The following is a 21,742-nucleotide window of genomic DNA, read 5'->3' as shown; positions in this document are numbered from 1 at the left end:
CGATCGTCATGGCTGCGCGCTACAATTGTTTAACATTGCGCACAATTGCGCGCATGCCATTTCGCATCGTTCGCGGCTATCATAAGCCCTATGATGAAAAGCCGCCCGCTGTCCGCGTTGCAGAAACCGCCCCGTGCGGAAAGCCCGAATGAACCCCTCCATCATGGCGAGTGGGTGCAATTGCTCAACGTTGCGCGCGGCTTCGCCGATGCCGGCCTGATCCGCGCGCGGCTGCCATGAGCTTCGCGAAGAAACGCCTGCTGTGCGCGCTGCTGGCCTCGACTCTGGCCCAGCCGCTGACCGTCCGCGCCGATCTGCCCGATCTGGGCGAGATTTCCGACGCCTCGCTGTCATTGTCCGACGAGGCGCGCATCGGCCGCGACGCGCTGCGCGCGATGCGGGAAGCCGGAGACGTGGTGGACGACCCCGAAGTCAACGCCTATCTGAACGGCATCGGCGGCCGGCTGGCCGCGGCGGCCGCGGTGCCGGGCGTCCGCTTCACTTATTTTTGCGTCGCCGATCCCGGCATCAACGCTTTCGCCATGCCCGGCGGCTATGTCGGCATCAATATCGGCCTGATGCTGGCCTCCCAGAGCGAAGGCGAGCTGGCCGCCGTGCTCGGCCACGAAACCGCCCACGTCGCCCAGCGCCACATCGCGCGGATGCAGGCGGCCAACAGCGCCACCAGTCCCTTGCTGCTGCTGGGCACCATCGTCGCCGCCGCGCTGGCGGCCAAGGCCGGCAGCGGCGAGGGCGCGATGGGCGCGGTGTCGGCCGGCATGGGCCTGTCCATTTCCCGGCAGCTGGCGTTCTCGCGCGATTTCGAGCGCGAGGCGGACCGCGTCGGCATGCAATACATGGGCGCCGCCGGCTTCGACGTGCGCTACATGGCGTCGTTCTTCCAGCGGCTGGAGCAGGCCAGCCGCTACAGCGACAACACCGCCTACGCCTTTTTGCGCACCCACCCGGTGACACTGGAGCGGATCAGCGAGGCGCAGAACCGCGCGCTGGACTACCCGGTGCGGATGCGCGCCGACAGCGTCGACTACCTGCTGGTGCGCGAGAAGCTGCGCACGCTGACCATGTCGCCGGAAGAGGCGGTGGCCCATTACGACAGCGCGCTGCAGCGCGGCTTGTTCCTCAGCGAAGGCGCAAATTGGTATGGCCTGGCGCGCGCCAAGTTGCTGCAGCATGACCGCAAGGGCGCCAGCGAGGCCTTGGCCAAGGCCCGCGCCAAGCTGCCGGACAATCCGATGCTGTACGGGCTGGAGGTGGAGATCGCCCGCGACGGCCGCGACTGGGCCGCCGCCACCCGCGCCGCCAGCGAGGGCCTGTCGGTTTTCCCGCGCAGCGAGTCGCTGCAACTGGCCCTGCTGGACGCCGCGCTGGATGGCGGCGACCGCAAGGCGGCCCAGGGGCAGCTGCGCCAGTTGCTGGACAACCGGCGCGACGATCCGGCGCTGTATCGGCGCGAGGCCAAGCTGTACGCCGACAAGGACCCGCTGCGCTACCACGCCGCCTTGGGCAATGCGTTCTATTACGAACAACGCTACGGCGCGGCGCTGGAGCAGTACCAGCTGGCCGGCAAGGCCAAGGGCGACGACTTCTACTTGAGATCCATGCTGGAAGCCCGTCTGCGCGAGGTGGAGAAGCTGGCCAAGGAGGAGCGCAAGGCTGCGCGAAATTGAAACAATTGTTTCAGGATCGCGTTGTTTATCGCAAAAAAACAACATGATGCGGCGCAGCATCCGTTTTTTTCGCGACTTCCAGCTGTCTTAGCTGTCGACGGCTATTCCTTTGCGAATCCATCCAGTCGTACACTGGCGTGGTCGCACGATGCTCATTCGAAAATGAACATTTTTATTTGCGAAACTGTTCGTTTATAATCGCAAATCAAATCATTGGCTCGCTTCCGAGCCGATAGCATAAACGCGGGGCCGGCCGCTTCGAGACTCGGTCCCCGAAGTCACCCGCTGTGAGGACCAGAGATGGCTGCAACTTTCCCTGACGATATCGATCCGTTGGAAACCCAGGAGTGGACTGAAGCGCTGGAATCGGTGCTGGACAACGAAGGCGCAGAACGCGCGCACTTCCTGCTGGAGACCATGGTCGAGCGCACCCGCCGCCGCGGCGCCCACCTGCCGTTCGATGCCACCACCGCGTACCAGAACACCATCCCGGTTGGCAAAGAAGCCAAGTCCCCGGGCAACCACGAGATGGAGCATCGCATCCGCTCGATCAACCGCTGGAACGCGGCCGCCATGGTGCTGCGCGCCGGCAAGAAGGATCTGGAGCTGGGCGGCCACATCGCGTCCTTCCAGTCCTCCGCCACGTTGTACGACGTCGGTTTCAACCATTTCTGGCGCGCCCAGAATGAAAACCAGGACGGCGACCTGATCTACTTCCAGGGCCACATCGCCCCGGGCGTGTATTCCCGCGCCTTCATGGAAGGCCGCCTGACCGCCGACCAGATGGACAACTTCCGACAGGAAGTGGACGGCAAGGGCCTGTCCTCCTATCCGCACCCGTGGCTGATGAAGGACTTCTGGCAGTTCCCGACCGTCTCCATGGGCCTGGGCCCGCTGATGGCCATCTACCAAGCCCGCTTCCTGAAGTACCTGGAAAGCCGCGGTCTGGCCAAGACCATGGGCCGCAAGGTGTGGTGTTTCTGCGGCGACGGCGAGATGGACGAGCCGGAATCGCTGGGCGCGATCGCCATGGCCGCCCGCGAAGGCCTGGACAACCTGGTGTTCGTGATCAACTGCAACCTGCAGCGCCTGGACGGTCCGGTGCGCGGCAACGGCAAGATCATCCAGGAACTGGAAGGCGACTTCCGCGGTTCGGGCTGGAACGTGCTGAAAGTGATCTGGGGCTCCCGATGGGACCCGCTGCTGGCCATGGACACCAAGGGCCTGTTGAAGAAGCGCATGGACGAGTGCGTGGACGGCGACTACCAGACCTTCAAGTCCAAGGACGGCGGCTACGTGCGCGAACACTTCTTCGGCAAGTACCCGGAGCTGCGCGAAATGGTGGCCAACATGTCCGACGAAGAGATCTGGAATCTCAATCGCGGCGGCCATGACCCGCACAAGGTGTACGCTGCCTACCACGAGGCCACCCACAACGCCAACGGCCGTCCGACCGTGATCCTGGCCAAGACCATCAAGGGTTACGGCATGGGCGCGTCCGGCGAAGCCAAGAACATCGCCCACCAGGCCAAGAAGATGGACCTGGACAGCCTGCGTAATTTCCGCGACCGCTTCGGCATCCCGGTGTCCGACGAGGACCTGCCGAACGTGCCGTACTACCTGCCGGCCGAAGACAGCCCGGAAATGAAGTACATGCGCGAACGCCGCGCGGCGCTGGGCGGCTACCTGCCGGCCCGCAATCCGGTCAACCAGCCGCTGGCGGTGCCGGAACTGTCCGCCTTCGACGCGCAGCTGCAGTCGTCGGGCGACCGCGAGTTCTCCACCACGATGGCCTTCGTCCGCATGCTGGGCACCATCATGAAGGACAAGAACATCGGCAAGCGCGTGGTTCCGATCGTGCCGGACGAGTCCCGCACCTTCGGCATGGAAGGCATGTTCCGCCAATACGGCATCTGGTCCACCCAGGGTCAGAACTATGTGCCGCAGGACCATGACCAGCTGATGTTCTACAAGGAATCCAAGGACGGCCAGATCCTGCAGGAAGGCATCAACGAGCCGGGCGCGATGGCCGACTGGATCGCCGCGGCGACCAGCTACGCCAACAGCAGCCAGCCGATGATTCCGTTCTACATCTATTACTCGATGTTCGGCTTCCAGCGCATCGGCGACCTGGCCTGGGCCGCCGGCGACATGCGCGCCCGCGGCTTCCTGCTGGGCGGCACCGCCGGCCGCACCACGCTGAACGGCGAAGGCCTGCAGCACGAAGACGGCCACAGCCACATCCAGGCCGGCCTGATCCCGAACTGCATCAGCTACGACCCGACCTTCGCCTACGAGCTGGCCGTGATCGTGCAGGACGGCATGCGCCGCATGTACGCCGAGCAGGAAGACGTCTTCTACTACCTGACCCTGATGAACGAAAACTACGTTCACCCGGCGATGCCGGCAGGCGCGGAAGAGGGCATCCTGAAGGGCATGTACCTGCTGCAGGACGGCGGCGACGCCAAGGTCAAGGTGCAGCTGATGGGCTCCGGCACCATCCTGCGCGAAGTGATGGCCGCGGCCGATCTGCTGAAGGCCGATTTCGGCATCGGCGCCGACATCTGGAGCGTGACCTCCTTCAACCAGCTGCGCCGCGACGGCATGGAAGCCGAGCGCCACAACCTGCTGAACCCGACCGCCGAGGCCCGCTCCTCCTACGTCGAGCAGCAGCTGGCCGGCCGCAACGGCCCGGTGATCGCCGCGACCGACTACATCCGCAATTACGCCGATCAGATCCGCGCCTACGTGCCGGGCCGCTATGTCGTGCTGGGCACCGACGGCTTCGGCCGCTCGGACAGCCGCGCCAACCTGCGCTCCTTCTTCGAGGTGGATCGCTACCACGTGGCGCTGGCGGCCCTGTCCGCCCTGGCCCGCGACGGCAAGATCGAAGGCGCCAAGGTGGCCGAAGCCATCGCCAAGTACGGCATCAAGACTGACAAGCTGCCGAGCTGGAAGGTGTAACTCCTGAACGGAAGCCCCGGCCCAGGCCGGGAGCTTCCGTTTTGGCAAGGCAAGCGAATCTGTAGCGGATATCCGGCGGAACGCCCCGACAGGGGCTTCCGCCTTACGAATGGAAAGCTCATGAGCAATCTGATCGAACTGAAAGTGCCCGACATCGGCGGTCACAGCAACGTAGACATCATCGAAGTATTCATCGCCCCGGGCCAGACCGTGTCCGTGGACGACTCCCTGATCACCCTGGAAACCGACAAGGCCACCATGGAAGTGCCGGCCACCGCCGCCGGCAAGGTGGTGGAAGTGAAGATCAAGGTGGGCGACAAGGTCAGTATCGAAGTGCGTCAGGGCAGACGCCGTGACGACCCTGATCACGCTGGAAACCGACAAGGCCACCATGGAAGTGCCGGCCACCGCCGCCGGCAAGGTGGTGGAAGTGAAGATCAAGGTGGGCGACAAGGTCAGCGAAGGCGACCTGATCGTGGTGGTGGAAGGCGCTGTCGCCGCTTCCGCCCCGGCCGCCGCTGCGCCGGCTCCGGCAGCAGCCCCGGCCGCTCCGGCCCCGGTTGCGGCCGCGCCTGCCGCTGCTCCGGCCGTAGCGCCGGTAGCCGCCGCCGTGTCCGCCGCCATCGACGAAATCGCCTTCTCCAAGGCTCACGCCGGTCCGTCCGTGCGCCGTCTGGCGCGCGAGCTGGGCGTGGACCTGGGCAAGGTGAAGGGCAACGGCCGCAAGGGCCGCGTCACCGAAGACGACGTCAAGGCCTTCGTCAAGGGCGTGATGCAGAACCCGGCTATTCTGGCCCCGGCCGCCGCGCCGGCGGGCTCCGGCGCGGGTCTGGACCTGCTGCCGTGGCCGAAGGTGGACTTCGCCAAGTTCGGCCCGATCGAAACCAAGCCGCTGTCCCGCATCCAGAAGATTTCCGGCGCCAACCTGTCGCGCAACTGGGTGATGATCCCGCACGTCACGTTCAACGACGAGTGCGACATCACCGAGCTGGAAGACTTCCGCAAGACCGTGGGCAAGGAATGGGAAAAGTCCGGCCTGAAGATCAGCCCGCTGGCCTTCATCATCAAGGCCGCCGCCGAAGCGCTGAAGGCCTTCCCGACCTTCAACAGCTCGCTGGACGGCGACAACCTGGTGCTGAAGCAGTACTACCACATCGGCTTCGCCGCCGACACGCCTAACGGCTTGGTGGTGCCGGTGATCAAGGACGCGGACAAGAAGGGCCTGCGCCAGATCGCCCAGGAACTGACCGACCTGTCCAAGCTGGCCCGCGAAGGCAAGCTGAAGCCGACCGACATGCAAGGCGCGACCTTCACCATCTCGTCGCTGGGCGGCATCGGCGGCACCAGCTTCACGCCTATCGTCAACGCGCCGGAAGTGGCCATCCTCGGCGTCTGCAAGTCGCAGATCAAGCCGGTGTGGAACGGCAAGGAGTTCGCGCCGCGCCTGATGTGCCCGCTGTCCCTGTCCTTCGATCACCGCGTGATCGACGGCGCGGCCGCCGCGCGCTTCACCGTGCACTTGGGCAAGCTGCTGTCGGACGTGCGCCGTCTGATCCTGTAATGGTAGGGCGGAAGCCTCGGCTTGCCGGGGCGTTCCGCCTTCTCCTTGCCGCACGCAATACGGCGGAACCCCCCCGGTAAAGCAGGGGGCTTCCGCCCTACGGATGGAAAGCCATGAGCAATCTGATCGAATTGAAAGTCCCGGACATCGGCGGCCACAGCAACGTGGACGTGATCGAAGTGTTCGTCAAGCCGGGCGACGTGATTGAAAAAGAAGCCAGCCTGATCACGCTGGAAACCGATAAAGCCACCATGGAAGTGCCGGCCGAAGCCGCCGGCATCGTCAAGGAAGTGCGCGTCGCCGTGGGCGGCAAAGTCTCCGAAGGCGACGTGGTCGTCATCCTGGAAGCCGCCGGCGCAGCCGCCGCGGCTCCGGCTGAAGTGAAGCCGGTGGAAACCACCGGCGTCGCTTCCGCCACCACCCAGGCCGGCTTCGCGCCGCAAGCCGCCCCGGTCGCCGCCAGCCATAGCGGCGGCGCGGACGTGGAATGCGACGTGATGGTGCTGGGCGGCGGCCCCGGCGGTTACTCCGCCGCCTTCCGCGCGGCCGACCTGGGCCTGAAAGTGGTCATCGTCGAGCGTTACGCCACCCTGGGCGGCGTGTGCCTGAACGTGGGCTGCATCCCGTCCAAGGCGCTGCTGCACAACGCCGCGGTGATCGACGAAGTGAGCCACCTGGCCGCCAACGGCATCAAGTTCGGCAAGCCGGAAGTGGACATCGACATGCTGCGCGGCTACAAGGAAAAGGTCATCGCCAAGCTGACCGGCGGCCTGGGCGGCATGGCCAAGGCGCGCAAGGTGGAGATCGTGCGCGGCAACGGCCACTTCATCGACCCGCACCACATCGAAGTCTCGCTGACCACCGGCAAAGGCCGCGAAGAGTCCGGCGAGAAGAAGATCGTCAAGTTCAAGAACGCCATCATCGCCGCCGGTTCCCGCGTGGTGAAGCTGCCGTTCATCCCGAACGACCCGCGCGTGGTGGACTCCACCGGCGCGCTGGAGCTGAAGGGCGTGACCAAGCGCATGCTGATCATCGGCGGCGGCATCATCGGCCTGGAAATGGGCACCGTCTACTCCACGCTGGGCGCGCGCCTGGACGTGGTGGAAATGCTGGACGGCCTGATGCAGGGCGCCGACCGCGACCTGGTCAAGGTATGGCAGAAGTGGAACGCCCACCGCTTCGACAACATCATGCTGAACACCAAGACCGTGGCCGTGGAGCCGAAGGAAGACGGCGTGTGGGTGACTTTCGAGGGCGAGCAAGCCCCGAAAGAACCGCAACGCTACGACTTGGTGCTGTACGCCACCGGCCGCGCGCCGAACGGCAAGCTGATCGGCGCGGAAAACGCCGGCATCGCCGTGACCGACCGCGGCTTCATCCAGGTGGACAAGCAGCAGCGCACCAACGTGCCGCACATCTTCGCCATCGGCGACATCGTCGGCCAGCCGATGCTGGCGCACAAGGGCGTGCATGAAGGCCACGTGGCGGCGGAAAACTGCGCCGGCCAGAAGGCCTACTTCGACGCCCGCGTGATTCCGGGCGTGGCCTACACCGACCCGGAAGTGGCCTGGGTGGGCGTGACCGAAGACGAAGCCAAGAAGCAAGGCCTGAAGATCGAGAAGGGCGTGTTCCCGTGGGCCGCCTCCGGCCGCGCCATCGCCAACGGCCGCGACGAAGGCTTCACCAAGCTGATCTTCGACGCCGAGAGCCACCAGATCATCGGCGGCGGCATCGTGGGCCCGCACGCAGGCGACATGATCGGCGAGGTGTGCCTGGCGATCGAGATGGGTTGCGACGCGACCGACATCGGCAAGACCATCCACCCGCACCCGACGATGGGCGAGTCCATCGGCATGGCCGCGGAAGTGGCGCACGGCACCTGCACGGACCTGCCGCCGCAACGCAAGAAGTAAGGTTGGATCGGCGGTCATTTGGTCGCCATCAGACTAAGAAAGGGCAAGCCTTGGGGCTTGCCCTTTTTGTCTACAATAAATATCATGACAAATGCATTCGTGGGTGGCGCTGATTTAATGGGCAGTGCTGTTTTATCTATTGCTATGACTGATAAATTCCTACGAATTGGGTCAGTCATTTTTTATAAAAAATGACTGATTATATTTGATTGATGTTCCTTCTATATGTTTGGACTTTAATCAATTTTAATCTAAAAATATGCCTGCTTTCTGTATGCCTCATTTGAGGTATTAAAATGGTGGTAGGCTTTAATAAGCGTGATGAGCCATGAAGAAAATTATTTGGATGACAGTGTTGTCATTTTTTTTAGTTGGATGTGCTTCAACTCAGAAATTGACAGATATGGATAGGAAAGGGATTAAAACGGTACAGATAAACCCGGATATGCCCAAGGCTGCTCAGTTTTATTATATGGGGCCAGGTATGGCTATGGCAGGTGGCCTTCTTGGTCCAATAGGTGTTTTCCTTAGCGCGGATGATAATAAGTCGGAAGCTGTAAGAATTGCAACGGCGATCGATAAAAGCAAGTTGGATGTATACAAAATTATTTATGAGGAATTGTCCTCTGCACTTGAAAAGTCTGGAAAGTTGCCTTTGTCAAAGGAGTCTAGCCCTGATGCAACTAAGCTAAATATTTATGTTTTCCAGATGGGCTTTAGTATTCCTAATGGATTTAGCTCTAAGCTGGTCCCGCTTTTGGGCGTTAGAGCAAGCTTGGTGGATTCCTCTAATCGCATACTTTGGACCGATGTTGAAAGAACGATGACATTGGGGAATCCGTCAGATGGACATACTCTTGATGAGTTGCTTGGCGATCCAAATCTGTTGGAACAGGAAATGCGGCTTGCAGCCAAAGATGTTGCCGCTGGTTTAGTCAAAGACCTGTAATTTTTGATCCAACAGGAAAATGGAGTTGACTTGGCTATGCATAGATAAAAGCACATTGAGAGCCATGGCTTGATTTTGGGTGGCTCTGTGGCTTTGTGTCCATTCCACGGATGATTGATTTTTATGGCAGGGTTGTGAGCTGCGAGTAGGGTGCGTCACCCCGTAGGGGCGATACACCGGTTGTGGTATTGTGGTTTTGTGTTCGCTTCGCGGACGATGGATTTTGATGGCGGGGCTGCCCGCCGGGCAGGTCGGGGAACTGTCTCGCCAGCTCCCCGACACCCCTAGGCGACCCCAGCAGTGCGGAGAAACCCCGTCTCCAAAGCCATTCCCAAGGAGCCGCCGGAACTAGCGGGGCGCTAACGTCGCCCCGCGTCGAACAACCGGCGTCTTAAAACCGTGGAAATAGCTTCGGAGCCGGCTTGCGCTGATGGGGAGTCGTCGCGTGTCGGCTCGGTTTACACGTTGTAGGATGTGTTATCTATAAAAACGACACCGCCTACTTTGCTGTAATTGAGTACTCCAATGAAGCTATTGTGGAGAATACACATGATGGAAATTATTAAAGATATAGCAAATATTATATTTTGGGGAGTGGCTTCTATTATTGCCATTTTGTCTTATTTGCAAGCGCGTAAAACTATTTTTTCTCCGATTCGGACAGAGACATTCAAATTTCAATTAAAGGTATTTGAGGAAGTGTTATTGTATTTTCAGAATAAATCCGAAGCTGACTTTGTGGATTTGTTTGATAGTCGTCGGATTGTTGCATTGAATTCTTTGAAGATGGCCAACGCATATGCGATGAATTTTTTTGCTGAGGATTTTGAGTTGAATTGGGAGGGTAGTGCTAAGATTTTTGAGCCGCTAATTGGGTGTGTTGTTTCTAGTAAGTATGCAGAGCATTATTTTGATAGAATTGATGCGCCTATGTCATTAAGCAAGAACATTGTTGATAAGCGGAATGTGGAGAGCCCAGCTTTAATTCTTGCTAATTGGCAGAAGTATCGGCATGGCATGGTTGAGTATACGCGGGAGTATCAAGATCAGTTGCAAGAGTTGCAGCGTTTGTCTGCATCTCCTTTTTTGCCGGAAGAGTTAAGGGGTTATATTAATGATTTCCAGAAGATTGTTAGAAGTGATCTTCTCTTGGTGGGTGAAGTGTTAACTGAGTGTGCACGGAAAATGCCTGATAGCTTCAAGCTGGCAGAGGATTTAGAAGGCTTTAGCTCGGAATGGGTATGGAATGAATTTAATGCTGCTAGATGTGATTATGAGCCAGCATCCAAGAAAATAATTGATTACATGAATACTTATCTTAAGATAGAAAATCTGATGCGATAATTTTACTAAGGAAATTTTGTTGGAGTATGATGGTGTTTAAGTTATTCATTAAGACGTATTAATTTTCTTGATGTGGGGCAGATGTAGTAATGTCGATGCAAGGTGATAAACGGTTTTTAATTTTTTTAGCTTGATGTAGGGAGTATTGTCAGCGGGTTGATTCTCCTTCTCCTTCTCCTTCTCCTTCTCCTTCTCCTTCTCCTTCTCCTTCTCCTTCTCCTTCTCCTTCTCCTTCTCCTCCTGCATGCGCCGCTCCAGATCGCCCGGCCAGGTTTTAAGCCGCCGTCTGCTTGAGCGGCGCGACAGTAGGGCACCGCGAGTTCGGCGGTGCCTGGCCAGGCGGTTTTTGAGCGGAGTTTAGCGTGCTGCAGGGGCGCCTGGGGGCTGGCCGCGCAGCCCACTGACCCGCCTCCTGGCGGAGCACTACGATATGAAGAGCCACTTTGATCAAAGCAAACCCTGGCTATTAGGCTTAGTTCCGTTGTTCCAACTACTCCCCGCTGATAGAATTTCCCTCGGTGCTGAACACACCTGACACACTAGCGGTTGCCTCGCCCGACAGACGGGGTTTTTTGCGTCCATAGGTTTCTTAGTCGCGCCATAGTCTTGGTGCGTCCGCAGCTTATGGCCGGGTAGCGCGTCTGTCGAAAAATAGCCCGCAAGGGCTAAGGCAGCGGGCCGTCTAGTGTCGGTGTTCAAGTACCTGGCCGCCCCTCTGAACAGGGGGCTTCCGTTTGGATAAAACACTAGGAGCTTCACCATGGACGCTCGTTTTGTTGTATTCGTCTCTCTTCATCTATCCCTCCATCTCGACAATTCGACACTGCGTTTGAACACTGGGCATAGCTACAGCTCACATGAGGAGGCCCAGCCATGAACTACCACCTCGACCTCTCCGTAAACCTCCCCCTCCGCCTCGACTACGCCAAAAACTTCCCGCTGCGCGTCATCCGCCGCGAGGAGGGCTTCTGGTTCGTCGCCGCCGAAATCGCCGCTTCGATGAAACAGGAAGTGGAGGACCTGCTGCACACGCTGGAACAACCCGCCGGCCGCTTGCTGTTGCTGGCAGGCGAGGACGAGCCGGTGCTGTGCCTGTCCGAAGGCGAGCTGGACGAGGTGGTCAGAAGAATCAAGAAACCGGGCGCGCGGCGCTTGCGGCGCTGGTGGCAGGAGGAAACCCGGCCGGCTTTGCTGCATGAAGGCGGGCCGGCCACCACGGCGGAGAGCCTGCATCTGGCGCTGGCTTTGGCCGCCGAGGCGGCGCAGCAGGTGGGGCGGGCGGTGATGGAGGCGGTGCTGCGCGGCCCGGGGCCTTGGCAGCATTCGCGCTGGGTGGTGGCGCTGGATTACGAGCGCCACAACAAACAGCGCTGGCCGCATGGCAAGCTGATCGGCCTCTCCAGCTCCGTCGCCACGCTGGAGGGTTTGGCGGAGCTGATCGCCGAGCCGGGCCGGATGCCGGTCAACAATACCGACCTGGTCAAACTGGCCGCGGCCTGCCATTTGCGGCTGGCGGAACGGATGGGACGGATCGCCGGCTAATGGCTGTGGAACAGGCAATGTCGGCCCGCTTGGCGGGCCTTTGCTTTGCATGGTGGCGGCTGTTTGTTTGGTGGGGATTTGAGTCAAGCCCAGTCACACGCCTGCCGATCATCCGGAGCGGTCAAAGAGCTGTCTCTCCTGACAGCGTATCTGATGCCTCCTACAATGGCGTTGTTCTATCCCAAAAGGATCCACCGTGAGCACGATCAAAGTACTGGGTATTTGCGGCAGCCTGCGCCGCGCCTCCGCCAATATGGGTCTGCTGCGCCATGCAGCCAGCCGCCTTCCGGCTGGTATGGAACTGCAGATCGCCGATCTGTCCGAGGTGCCGTTTTACAATGCCGACCTGACCAGCAAACCGGCGGCGGTTGCGCGTCTGCTGGAGCAGATCGGCGAGGCCGACGCTTTGCTGCTGGCCTGCCCGGAATATAACTATTCCATGGCGCCGGCACTGAAAAACGCGCTGGATTGGGCGTCGCGCGAGCCGGAAAACAAGCTGCTGGCGGGCAAACCGGTCGCCATCATGGGGGCTGGCGGCGGCATGGGCACTTCTCGCGCGCAGTACCATCTTCGGCAAACCTGCGTGTTTCTCGACCTGCTTCCGCTGAACAAGCCTGAGGTCTTTGCCAACGCTTTTGCTGGTGGTTTTGATGGCGATGGCAATCTGACCGATGAGCGCCTGCAGGGCTTGGTGGCGCAACAGTTGGAAGCGCTGCGCGCTTGGACGTTGCGACTGAAGGTCTGACGCGCTGCGTTAAAACCAGTGAAATCGCCTTGCTGCGGGTATCCCGGCAAGGCGTTTTTTTATGCAGCACCGCGCAGCAAACTACACAATGAATGGTTAGCCGGCGCTAATCCGCCGCCTCCTGCCGCTGCCCCGGCACCGGCGGCTCCACGCTCACCACCCGGTCCCGCCCGCCGTTCTTGGCCAGGTACAGCGCCTTGTCCGCCCGCGCCAGCGTGCTGTGTATCCGCTCGCCTTCCAGCCACACGGTGACGCCGACCGAGAAGGTCTGGTTGTCCGGCAGGTTGCGGCGCAGCGAGTCGATGCGGATCACGGCCTGGGGCAGGTCGCAGTCCATCAGCGCCAGCACGAATTCCTCGCCGCCGAAGCGGGCGAACAGGTCCGATTGCCGCATCCGCGATTTGATCAGCACCGCTACCTCGCGCAGCAGCCTGTCGCCTTCGGGGTGGCCGTAGCTGTCGTTGAAATGCTTGAAATGATCCAGATCGAACAGCGCCACCGCGATGGGCTGGCGGTAGCGGCGGGCGGTGGCCAGCATCATTTCAATCTGGATGTCCCAGGTGCGGCGGTTGGGCAGCTGGGTCAGCTCGTCGGTGCCGGCCAGGGCTTCCAGCTTTTCCATCAGGCTGCGCATCTGCCCCAGCCATTTGTGCAGCAGCCTCACCAGCAGGATGGCCATCGCGCTGGCGACGATCCACATCACCAGCATGATCCAGCGTGCGACGATGCCGTAAGAGTTGGACTGCGCCACTTTTCTCATCAGGTCCAGCGTGATGGAGACGGCCAGCGCGTTGGTGTTCTGCGAGATGTGGTTGAAGATCTGGATTTCCTCGCCCATCACCAGGCTGGAGGCCTTGTCGCGCAAGGCGGGAGTGTGGGAGCGGTACATGGCGATGATGTCGCGGTCCCGCTCCATGAAGGCGTTGAAGTCTCGCTGCACGCTGTCCAGCAGGCTGCGTTGATCGGCGGCCAGCGGCATGTCGCGCAGGGACTGGATGTCGCGGCGGAAATTGTCGGCGGAGCGCAGGAATTCCGACCGGGAGATGGCGTTGTCGCGGCTGGCGCCGTCCACGTTGCGCACGATGTCGAAGGCGTAGCCGGTTTGCCAGCCGTTCAGGTCGGCGGCGTCGAACTTCACTTCCATCGCCGCCTGGGCGATCGAGATGTATTCGACGATTTCGGTTCTGCCCCGCTCCTGCAGCTTTTCGATATAGAAGGACAAGACCGGCAGCAAGCCCATGCACAGCAAGATGGGAGCGGCCACCACGATGGCCTTCAGCATGATGCCTTTGTCGCTTCTATCGAACATGGTCGCCTCGCCAGGATTCTGAGGGTTGATCGCAAGCGCGGCGAGCGGGAGCGACCCTGCTTCAAGATAGATGGTTTTTGTACGAACAAATACGTAGCCGCGGCGAAGCTGGTTTGTTTTAAGCGGAAATATCAATGGCATAATGCGGTTTTGGCCGAGGCTTCCGCTTTCATCCGCCGCCAGCCGCGGAGCGAGAGGCCGGCCGACAATGGCTACAGAAAGGCTTGCCGCATGCAGATCCGACAGATTCGACCCAGCGACTTCGCGTTCATCTCCTCGGTGATGGACGATTGGTGGGGCGGGCGTCAGGTGAGGCACCTGTTGCACCGCATGTTCTTCGATCATTTCGCCGATACCGGTTTCGCGGCGGTGGAGGGGGAGGAGATCGTCGGTTTCCTGGTGGGCTTCCAGTCCCAGTCGCGGCCGGAGGTCGGCTACATCCATTTTGTCGGCGTCGCGCCGGCGGCGCGCGGCAGGGAGCTGGGCCGCGGCCTGTACCGCCGCTTTTTCGCGGCGGCGCGCGAGCGGGGGTGTTCGGATGTGCAAGCCATCACCTCGCCCGGCAATGCCGCTTCCATCGCGTTTCACCGGCGGATGGGCTTCACGCTGCTGGAGGGCGATGGCGTGGAAGCGGGCGTGCCGGTCGCGCTCGATTACAGCGGCCCCGGCCAGCACCGCGTGCGTTTCCGCCTGCCGTTGGCGCAGGCTGTTCTCTAAGCGGCGGCGCCGCCCGGTTTCCGGCTGATCTTGCTTATCAATTCAAGGTTGAGCCTCCGGCAGCGGCAGCCGCTCAGCCGGCAGCCAGGCGAAGCGTCCGCCGTCGTCGCGCAGGCGGCCGATGCCGGGGAAGGGCGCGTGGGCGGCGGCGATCCAGTCGTGGCTGGCGGCGATGCGGGAGAAGGTCTGTCGCCGGGTGGCCACTGCCTGTCCGCTGTCGGTGTCGAAGCTGGCATAGATTTCTGGTTGGGACGATTGGGCGGCCAGGTTGTGGATCATGTCGCCCACCGCCCACAGCGTTTCGCCATGATTGCTGACTTTCACGCCGGTATGGCCGGCGGTGTGGCCGGGCAGCGGCACGGCGGTGATGCCGGGCGCGATCTCTGTCTGGCCATCAAGGGTATGCCAGCGTCCCGTCGCGCGGTAGGCCGCGTAGACGGTTTCCACGATGCCGTGCAGTTTGCGCTTGGCGGGGTCTGTCGACAGGGCCGTCTGCTGGCTGGTCCAGAGCGCCAAGTCGGCCGCGTGGCTGTAGATGGCGGCGTTGGGAAAGGCCGGCTGGCCGTCGGGGCGCAGCAGGCCGCCGATATGGTCGGCATGCAGGTGGGTGAGGATGATCTTGCTGACCTGTTCCGGCTGGTAGCCGGCTGCGCGCAGATTATCCAGCAGCGAGCCATCGCCTTCGCCGTAGAAGCGCCCGGCGCCGGCATCGATCAGCACCAGTTCCCGGCCGGTGTGGATCAGGAAGGCGTTGTCGGAAACCGGAAAAGAGGACAGGGGGCGGTCGCCGGCATCGAGCAGCGTCTGGACCTGGCCGGGGGCGGCGCCTAGCAGCACGGATGTCGGCAGTTGCAGGCTCTTGTCGAACAAGGTGGTGACGGTGAAGTCGCCCAGTTGCATCCGGAAGAAGCCGGGCGCCTGATTGCGCAGCTGGGGGGGCGCGGAGGAGGCGGGCAGTTCCGCCGCCTGGGCGAGAGAGAGGAATTGCAAGCCGGCGAACAGAGCGGCGGCAAGGCTTCGAATGGGGAGGGCGGGCAACGATGGTGGTTTCATGGCGATCGCTTCGATTCAGGTCGGTGTTAAAGAGTTAAATATGAATATTAAATGTTTTGATTGATAATAATATTATAATGGTATTTACGGGGCGGGCGGGAACGATATCAGGCTGGGCGTAGATGGGGAAAATATTCGCGGATGCGGCCTTTCTCCGATTTGATGCCTTGCGCATGCGCAAGGCCGGAGTGAACTTGAGCGGGGCGAACGGGGTCAGATATCCCTTGTTTGACAATCGTTTGCCGGTCGCCAGCCCCGCTGACTTCCGTTACCATGCGACATCCCCTTTTGAATCGAACCATGCCACGTTTTCCCATCCTACCGCCGCGCTTTCTCGCATGCCGCCCTGGCCGGCTGTTGGCGCTGGCCGCCTGCCTGGCGGTGGCGCAGGCGCAGGCCGGCATTGAATACAGCGTGGAAATCGACGCGCCGTCCGATCTGGCGCAATTGCTGCGCGACAACCTGGATCTGGTGGAAAACCAGAAGGACCCGGACGTCGACCAGAGCTGGCTGGAGGCGCTGGTGAAGAGCACGCCGGACGAGGCGAAGAAGCTGCTGGAGACCGAGGGCTATTTCGGCGCCCGCGTGGACGCGGCGCTGGAGGCCGGCAACCGGGTGCGGGTCAAGGTCAGCCCGGGCGAGCCGGTGCTGATCGACGACGTCACCATCCGGCTGGACGGCGACATCCGCCAACAGAGCGACTACCAGCAGCGGCTGGCCCAGGTGCTGGAAGCCTGGACGCTGCCGATGGGCGCGCCTTACCGCCAGGCGGACTGGGATGCCGGCAAGCGCGCGGTGCTGCGCCGGCTGCAGGCCGACCGCTTCCCCCGGGCGCGCATCGTGTCCAGCGAAGCCAGGATCGATCCCGCCACCCGCCGCGCCACGCTGGAAGTCAAGCTGGACAGCGGCCCGCTGATCGCGTTCGGCAAGATCACCGTCAACGGCATCAAGCGCTATCCGGAAAAAGTGGCGCTGGGCATGGCCGACTTCAATCCCGGCTCGCCGTACAGCCAGGACAAGGTGCTGGCCTATCAGTCGGCGCTGGAGCAGGACCCGCATTTTTCGTCGGTGATCGTCAGCGCCGATTTCGACCGCATCGCCGACAACCGGGTGCCGGTGACGGTGGACGTGGTGGAGATGCCGCGGCAGAAGGTGGAGCTCGGCCTCACCTATGACTCGGTCGAGGGGCCCGGCGTGCGGGTGGGTTACGACCATTACAATATCTTCCGCCGCGGCTATACCGGCTCGCTGTTGCTGGACTGGAAGCGCGATCAGCAGGCGGTCAGCTTCGGCCTGGGCTTTCCGCGCCAGTCCGACGGCTATTCCCACTCCATCACCAGCTCGTTCAAGTCGGAAACCGTGCAGGGCCTGAAGACCAATACCGTCGACGCCGGCGTGTGGCGCATCCGCAGCCGCGGCAATATCGAGGCGCGGATGGGGGTGGAGTTCCTGAAGGAAAGCGCCGAGGCCGGCGGCGAGCTGACCAGCGACACCCACGTCACCCAGCTGGTGTACGGCTGGACCCAGCGCGCGGTGGACGATCTGATGCGGCCGCGCAGCGGCTATCTGCTGGATGGCCGACTGTCAGGCTCGGTGGGCCAGTTCGGCTCCACCACCTCGATGGTGCGCGCTTATGGCCGCGCGGTCGGCTACTGGTCGCCGTTCCCCAAGTACGGCACGCTGGTTGTCCGGGCGGAGCTGGGCCAGGTGTGGGCGCGCGACGGCGCCCAGGTGCCGTCCACGCTGCTGTTCCGCGCCGGCGGCGCCAACAGCGTGCGCGGCTACGACTACCAGAGCCTGGGCCTGTCCGGCCCCAACGGCTCGGTGCTGGGCGGCCGCGTGGTGGCCACCGGCAGCCTCGAATACCAGATTCCGATCAAGCCGGACTGGTACCTGGCGCTGTTCACCGACGCCGGCAACGCCGCCGACAGCTGGAAGGGCTTCCAGCCCGAGCACGCCAACGGCGTGGGCGTGCGCTGGATGAGCCCGGTGGCGCCGCTGTCCTTCGACATCGCCAAGGCTGAGCGCGACGGCAAGATCCGTTGGAATCTCAGCCTGGGCCTGGCTTTCTGATCCCATGAGCGACAAGCAGACACCCCACACCGAGGCGCCGGAGCAGGCGCCCACCCCCCCGCGCCGGCCGCGCCGCTGGCGCGCCTTCTTCGGCGCGCTGGCGCTGATGTTCGCGCTGCTGCTGGCCCTGCTGGGCTGGATCAGCGCCAGCCCGGCCGGCTTCGCCTGGGCCTTGCAGGGCGCCAGCCGCCTCAGCGGCGGCGTGTTCAGCGTCGGCGCGGTGGACGGCGCGCTATGGCAGGGCTTCGCGCTGCGCGACATCCGCGTGCGCAGCGCCGGCGACGACGTGGACATCGAATCGCTGAAGCTGGACTGGCATCCGCTGGAGCTATGGCGCGGCCGGCTGGACATCGACCGGCTGGCGCTGGGCCACGTGCGCGTGCTGAGCCGGGCCAAGCCGGAAGAAAAACCGGCGCCGCCGCAGGCGCCGCAATCGCTGGCGCTGCCGCTTAAGGTCCGCGTCGGAGAGTTGTCGCTGGCCAGCCTGACGCTGGAGCCGGCCCACGTCAGCCTGTATCGCCTGCAGGCCGGCTACGACTACGACGGCGCCCGCCATCGCCTGAAATTGAAGCGGCTGGACACGCCGTGGGGCGGCGTCGACGCCGGCCTCGATCTGGCGGCCGCGTCGCCGTTCGCGCTGTCCGGCCAATTGGCCGCGCGCGGCGAGCTGGAGCAGGTGGCGGTAAAGGCCAAATTGGACCTGTCCGGCGATCTGCTCAAGCCGGCCTTCTCCGGCCAGATGGACGGCAAGGGCGTCAGCGTGGAGCTGTCCGGCGCGCTGCGGCCGTTCGACGCCAACCCGTTCAACCGGCTGGCGCGGCTGGACGCCCGCGTCGGCAACATCAATCCGCAATCGCTGCTGCCATCCTGGCCCAAGGGCCGGCTCAGTTTCGCGGTGTTCGCCGAACCGGACGCCGGCCAGCGGGTCAAGGGCGGCCTGACCCTGGTCAACACCGAGCCGGGCGCGTTGTCGGCGCACAAGTTGCCTCTGTCGCTGCTGGTGGGCGAATTCCGCGCCGACGAGAAGGCGCTGGAGCTGTACAACAGCCATGTCGAGGCGGCGGGGGGCCGGGTGGATCTGTCGGGCGAATTCAAGCCGGGCGCGATCAAGCTGGCGGCCGATCTGAGCAAGGTGGCGCTGCGCCAGCTGCATGAGGCCGCGCCGGATGAAACGATAGGCGGCCGCGTCACGGTGGAGGGCGCGCCGGCCGAGCTGCGCGTCGCCGCCCAGCTGAAAGGCGGCCAGTTGCGCGCCGACGCGCTGTTGGAGCTGGCGGGCGGCAAGCAGCCGGCCTTGTTGCTTAAGAAGCTGGAGCTGGGAACCGGCGGCGGCATGGTCAGCGTCAACGGCAAGCTGGGCTTGTCCGGCCGCCAGTTGTTCGAACTGAACGGCGCGCTAAGCCGCGCCGATCCGTCCAGGCTGCAGCCCAGCCTGCCCAAGGGCGATCTGAACGCTACGCTGAAGATGGCCGGCCAGCTGGCTGAGCCGATGGAGATGGGCGCCAAGCTGCAGTTCGCGCCCAGCAAGCTATCCGGCGCGCCGTTGTCCGGCAGCGCCAACGTGTTGCTGGACCCACGCCGTCTCAAGCAATTGCTGCTGGATATCCGTCTGGCGGACAATCGGCTGCAAGCCAATGGCAGCTATGGCGTGGCCGGCGACAAGCTGAAGCTGGCGATCAACGCGCCCAATCTGTCGCTGCTGGGGCCCGGCTTCGCCGGCACGATACAGGGGCAGGGCGAACTGGCCGGCGTGCCCAAGGCGCCGCTGCTCAACGCCAAGCTGCAGGCCGACCGGCTGAAGCTGCCGGGCGGGGTGGCGCTGCAATCGCTGCAGTTCTCCGGCAACGTCAAGGCCGACCAGGCCAGCCCCTTCCAGCTCAGCCTGGACGTGGCGGCGCTGCAGGCCGGCACGCTGCGCGCCGAGCAGCTGCATGCCCGCGCGTCCGGCACCCGCGCCCGCCACGGCCTGCAGTTGGACGGACGCTTCCGCGAAGGCGACTTGAACTACGGCTTGCAACTGGCGGCCAGCGGCGGCTTGACCGCGGCCGGCGGCTGGCAGGGCAGCGTGCAGAAGCTCGATCTGGCCGGCAAGCCCGGCCTCAGCCTGCTGGCGCCGGCCTCGCTCTTCATCGGCGGCGACGGCCAGGTGAAGCTGGGCGCGGCGCGGCTGGCCTTGCTGGGCGGCAATCTCAATCTGGCCGACTTCACCCGCCAGGCGAACGGCGCGCTCAGCAGCCACGGCAGCGCGCGCGGCATCAAGCTGGCCGAGCTGGGGCCGCTCTTGAAGCTGCCGGTGGAGCAAAACCTGCAGTTCGACGCCGACTGGGGGCTGGCGCCGTCCGGCCAGGGCCAGCTGGCGGTATGGCGCAGCGGCGGCGACGTGCAGCTGCCGCAAGGCAAGGGCCGGCCGGTGCCGCTGGGCCTGAAGACCGCGCGGGTGGACCTGGATCTGGACGGGCGCCGGCTGGCGTTCAAGCTCAACCTGGACAGCCGCTTCGCCCAGGCGCAAGGCCAGGGCAGCTTGCCGTGGAACGGCGGCCACATCGACGGACGCACGCCGGTGTCCGGCACTTTGCGGGCCAGCCTGCCGGCCTTGTCGACGCTGGCCGAGCTGTCCGGCCCCGGCCTGGAGCTGGCCGGGCAGTTGCAGGCCAGCCTGGATCTGAGCGGCCCGCTGGCCGCGCCGCAGGCCTTGGGCCAGATCCGCGGCGACCAGCTGAAATTCGCCGACCGCCGCACCGGCATCGCGCTGGCCGACGGCAATCTCTTGGCCCGCATCGACGGCCGCAAGCTGACCTTGCAACAGCTGCGCTTCGTCAGCGGCAAGGGCGAGGTCACCGCCAGCGGCACGCTGGACCTCAGCGACGATCTGCCCGACGCAAGGGTCAAGGTGGCGCTGCAGCGCTTCAGCGTGTTCGACCGCCCGGGCCGCCGGCTGGTGGTGTCCGGCCAGAGCGAGCTGGCCTTCGTCGGCGGCAAGCTGTCGCTGAGCGGCCGCATCCGCGCCGATCAGGGCCGCATCGGCCTGCCCAAGCTGGGCGCGCCGGACCTGGGCGGCGACGTGGTGGTGGTGGGCAGGCCGCCGGCGGAGCCGTCGGCCTTCGCCACCATGCCGCTGACGGTGGCGCTGGACCTGGATCTGGGCGACCGCTTCCGCTTCACCGGCCAGGGGCTGGACGTGGAGCTGTCCGGCATGGTGCATGTCAGCGCCAATCCGGGCGAGGCGCCGGCGGCCAAGGGCCAGGTCAAGGTGGTCAAGGGGCGCTACAAGGCTTATGGCCAAGATCTGGACATCACCTTCGGCGCCATCACCTTCAACGGTCCGCTGGACAATCCGCTGCTCAACGTCCAGGCCAAGCGCCGGCTGTCGCCGGTGGGCGCGGGCGTGGAGGTCAGCGGTTCGGTGGCCCTGCCCAAGGTGAGGCTGATCAGCGACGAGCCGATGGCGGAGAAGGACCGGCTGGCCTGGCTGGTGCTGGGCCGCCCCGCCAGCGGCGACCGCGACAACAACGACCTGGCCGCGTCGGCCGGCATGATGCTGGCGGGCTCGATCAACGACCGCATCGGCCTGTTCGACGATCTGGGCGTCTCCAGCCGCAAGGAAAAGACGCTGGCCAACGGCACGGTCAGCCCGGCCGAGCAGGTGGTGACCGTGGGCCGCCAGCTGACGCGCGAACTCTACCTGGGTTACGAGTACGGCATCAGCAGCGCCGACCAGGCGGTGAAGCTGGCCTACCAGCTGTCCAAGGGCTGGTCGGTGATTCTGCGCGCGGGCACGGCGATGTCGGCGGAATCGCGCTACACGCTGCGATTCGACTAGGCGCGCTTGGCGCCGCCATCGAAAGCCCGGCTCAACCGCCGGGCTTTTTTTCGCCTGCCGGCAA

At 63.4% G+C, this 21,742-nt stretch carries 14 protein-coding genes and 1 pseudogene; 12 read left to right on the top strand and 3 right to left on the bottom strand.

Annotated features, from left to right (window positions below; genetic code table 11):
- Nucleotides 1-90: 90 nt before the first annotated feature.
- From ACY3GB_RS12585 to ACY3GB_RS12555, 7 genes and pseudogenes are all read left to right on the top strand, one after another.
- On the top strand, nt 91-240 hold the full coding sequence (locus ACY3GB_RS12585; protein ID WP_463089039.1) for a hypothetical protein: 150 nt from the start codon (nt 91-93) through the stop codon (nt 238-240).
- The gene (locus ACY3GB_RS12580) at nt 237-1,688 is read left to right on the top strand and encodes a beta-barrel assembly-enhancing protease (protein ID WP_463089038.1); all 1,452 of its coding nucleotides are present in this window, start codon (nt 237-239) and stop codon (nt 1,686-1,688) included. Before ACY3GB_RS12585 ends, ACY3GB_RS12580 begins: the two co-directional genes overlap by 4 nt.
- A 300-nt stretch (nt 1,689-1,988) precedes the next feature.
- A complete protein-coding gene (gene aceE / locus ACY3GB_RS12575) occupies nt 1,989-4,652 on the top strand; it encodes a pyruvate dehydrogenase (acetyl-transferring), homodimeric type (RefSeq protein WP_463089037.1) in 2,664 nt (887 codons plus the stop codon).
- A 120-nt stretch (nt 4,653-4,772) separates the two neighbouring features.
- Nucleotides 4,773-6,213, top strand: a pseudogene (gene aceF, locus ACY3GB_RS12570) (dihydrolipoyllysine-residue acetyltransferase).
- Between the two features lie 113 nt (nt 6,214-6,326).
- Complete coding sequence (gene lpdA / locus ACY3GB_RS12565; RefSeq protein ID WP_463089036.1) at nt 6,327-8,126, top strand: dihydrolipoyl dehydrogenase; 1,800 nt, start codon at nt 6,327-6,329, stop codon at nt 8,124-8,126.
- A 328-nt stretch (nt 8,127-8,454) separates the two neighbouring features.
- On the top strand, nt 8,455-9,075 hold the full coding sequence (locus ACY3GB_RS12560; protein WP_463089035.1) for a hypothetical protein: 621 nt from the start codon (nt 8,455-8,457) through the stop codon (nt 9,073-9,075).
- A 549-nt stretch (nt 9,076-9,624) separates the two neighbouring features.
- The gene (locus ACY3GB_RS12555; RefSeq protein WP_463089034.1) at nt 9,625-10,419 is read left to right on the top strand and encodes a hypothetical protein; all 795 of its coding nucleotides are present in this window, start codon (nt 9,625-9,627) and stop codon (nt 10,417-10,419) included.
- Nucleotides 10,420-10,467: 48 nt separating this feature from the next.
- Here ACY3GB_RS12555 and ACY3GB_RS12550 read toward each other — a convergent pair whose 3' ends face one another.
- Nucleotides 10,468-10,665, bottom strand: a complete 198-nt coding sequence (locus ACY3GB_RS12550; protein ID WP_463089033.1) for a hypothetical protein — start codon at nt 10,663-10,665, stop codon at nt 10,468-10,470.
- Between the two features lie 627 nt (nt 10,666-11,292).
- On the opposite strand from ACY3GB_RS12550, the gene ACY3GB_RS12545 reads away from it, so the two are divergent.
- A complete protein-coding gene (locus ACY3GB_RS12545; RefSeq protein WP_463089032.1) occupies nt 11,293-11,961 on the top strand; it encodes a BRO-N domain-containing protein in 669 nt (222 codons plus the stop codon).
- Between the two features lie 196 nt (nt 11,962-12,157).
- Complete coding sequence (locus ACY3GB_RS12540) at nt 12,158-12,706, top strand: NADPH-dependent FMN reductase (RefSeq protein WP_463089031.1); 549 nt, start codon at nt 12,158-12,160, stop codon at nt 12,704-12,706.
- Nucleotides 12,707-12,812: 106 nt separating this feature from the next.
- On the opposite strand, the gene ACY3GB_RS12535 is transcribed toward ACY3GB_RS12540, so the two are convergent.
- The gene (locus ACY3GB_RS12535; protein WP_463089030.1) at nt 12,813-14,015 is read right to left on the bottom strand and encodes a GGDEF domain-containing protein; all 1,203 of its coding nucleotides are present in this window, start codon (nt 14,013-14,015) and stop codon (nt 12,813-12,815) included.
- Between the two features lie 231 nt (nt 14,016-14,246).
- On the opposite strand from ACY3GB_RS12535, the gene ACY3GB_RS12530 reads away from it, so the two are divergent.
- Complete coding sequence (locus ACY3GB_RS12530) at nt 14,247-14,732, top strand: N-acetyltransferase family protein (protein ID WP_463089029.1); 486 nt, start codon at nt 14,247-14,249, stop codon at nt 14,730-14,732.
- A gap of 42 nt (nt 14,733-14,774) precedes the next feature.
- Here the strand turns inward: ACY3GB_RS12530 and ACY3GB_RS12525 are convergent, their stop codons facing one another.
- Nucleotides 14,775-15,785: an MBL fold metallo-hydrolase gene (locus tag ACY3GB_RS12525; RefSeq protein WP_463089028.1), complete on the bottom strand. Its 1,011-nt coding sequence runs from the start codon at nt 15,783-15,785 to the stop codon at nt 14,775-14,777.
- 300 nt (nt 15,786-16,085) lie between these two features.
- Between ACY3GB_RS12525 and ACY3GB_RS12520 the strand changes: the two genes are divergently transcribed.
- Together ACY3GB_RS12520 and ACY3GB_RS12515 are read left to right on the top strand one after the other, a co-directional pair.
- Nucleotides 16,086-17,858 carry an autotransporter assembly complex protein TamA gene (locus ACY3GB_RS12520; protein ID WP_463089027.1) on the top strand — a complete coding sequence of 591 codons (1,773 nt, stop codon included), beginning with the start codon at nt 16,086-16,088 and terminating at the stop codon, nt 17,856-17,858.
- Nucleotides 17,859-17,862: 4 nt separating this feature from the next.
- Complete coding sequence (locus ACY3GB_RS12515; protein WP_463089026.1) at nt 17,863-21,678, top strand: translocation/assembly module TamB domain-containing protein; 3,816 nt, start codon at nt 17,863-17,865, stop codon at nt 21,676-21,678.
- Nucleotides 21,679-21,742 lie beyond the last annotated feature (64 nt).

It is taken from the genome of Chromobacterium sp. Ag138 (assembly GCF_055181315.1).
This window is presented reverse-complemented; position numbering and strand designations above follow the sequence as displayed.

Excerpts from the sequence above, each read along its gene's own strand:
- ACY3GB_RS12580 (WP_463089038.1), top strand. The coding sequence starts at position 237 with ATGAGCTTCGCGAAGAAACGCCTGCTGTGCGCGCTGCTGGCCTCGACT.
- lpdA (WP_463089036.1), top strand. The coding sequence starts at position 6,327 with ATGAGCAATCTGATCGAATTGAAAGTCCCGGACATCGGCGGCCACAGC.
- ACY3GB_RS12585 (WP_463089039.1), top strand. The coding sequence starts at position 91 with ATGATGAAAAGCCGCCCGCTGTCCGCGTTGCAGAAACCGCCCCGTGCG.
- ACY3GB_RS12530 (WP_463089029.1), top strand. The coding sequence starts at position 14,247 with ATGCAGATCCGACAGATTCGACCCAGCGACTTCGCGTTCATCTCCTCG.
- ACY3GB_RS12515 (WP_463089026.1), top strand. The coding sequence starts at position 17,863 with ATGAGCGACAAGCAGACACCCCACACCGAGGCGCCGGAGCAGGCGCCC.
- ACY3GB_RS12535 (WP_463089030.1), bottom strand. The coding sequence starts at position 14,015 with ATGTTCGATAGAAGCGACAAAGGCATCATGCTGAAGGCCATCGTGGTG.
- ACY3GB_RS12555 (WP_463089034.1), top strand. The coding sequence starts at position 9,625 with ATGATGGAAATTATTAAAGATATAGCAAATATTATATTTTGGGGAGTG.
- aceE (WP_463089037.1), top strand. The coding sequence starts at position 1,989 with ATGGCTGCAACTTTCCCTGACGATATCGATCCGTTGGAAACCCAGGAG.
- ACY3GB_RS12520 (WP_463089027.1), top strand. The coding sequence starts at position 16,086 with ATGCCACGTTTTCCCATCCTACCGCCGCGCTTTCTCGCATGCCGCCCT.
- ACY3GB_RS12550 (WP_463089033.1), bottom strand. The coding sequence starts at position 10,665 with ATGCAGGAGGAGAAGGAGAAGGAGAAGGAGAAGGAGAAGGAGAAGGAG.
- ACY3GB_RS12545 (WP_463089032.1), top strand. The coding sequence starts at position 11,293 with ATGAACTACCACCTCGACCTCTCCGTAAACCTCCCCCTCCGCCTCGAC.
- ACY3GB_RS12560 (WP_463089035.1), top strand. The coding sequence starts at position 8,455 with ATGAAGAAAATTATTTGGATGACAGTGTTGTCATTTTTTTTAGTTGGA.
- ACY3GB_RS12525 (WP_463089028.1), bottom strand. The coding sequence starts at position 15,785 with ATGAAACCACCATCGTTGCCCGCCCTCCCCATTCGAAGCCTTGCCGCC.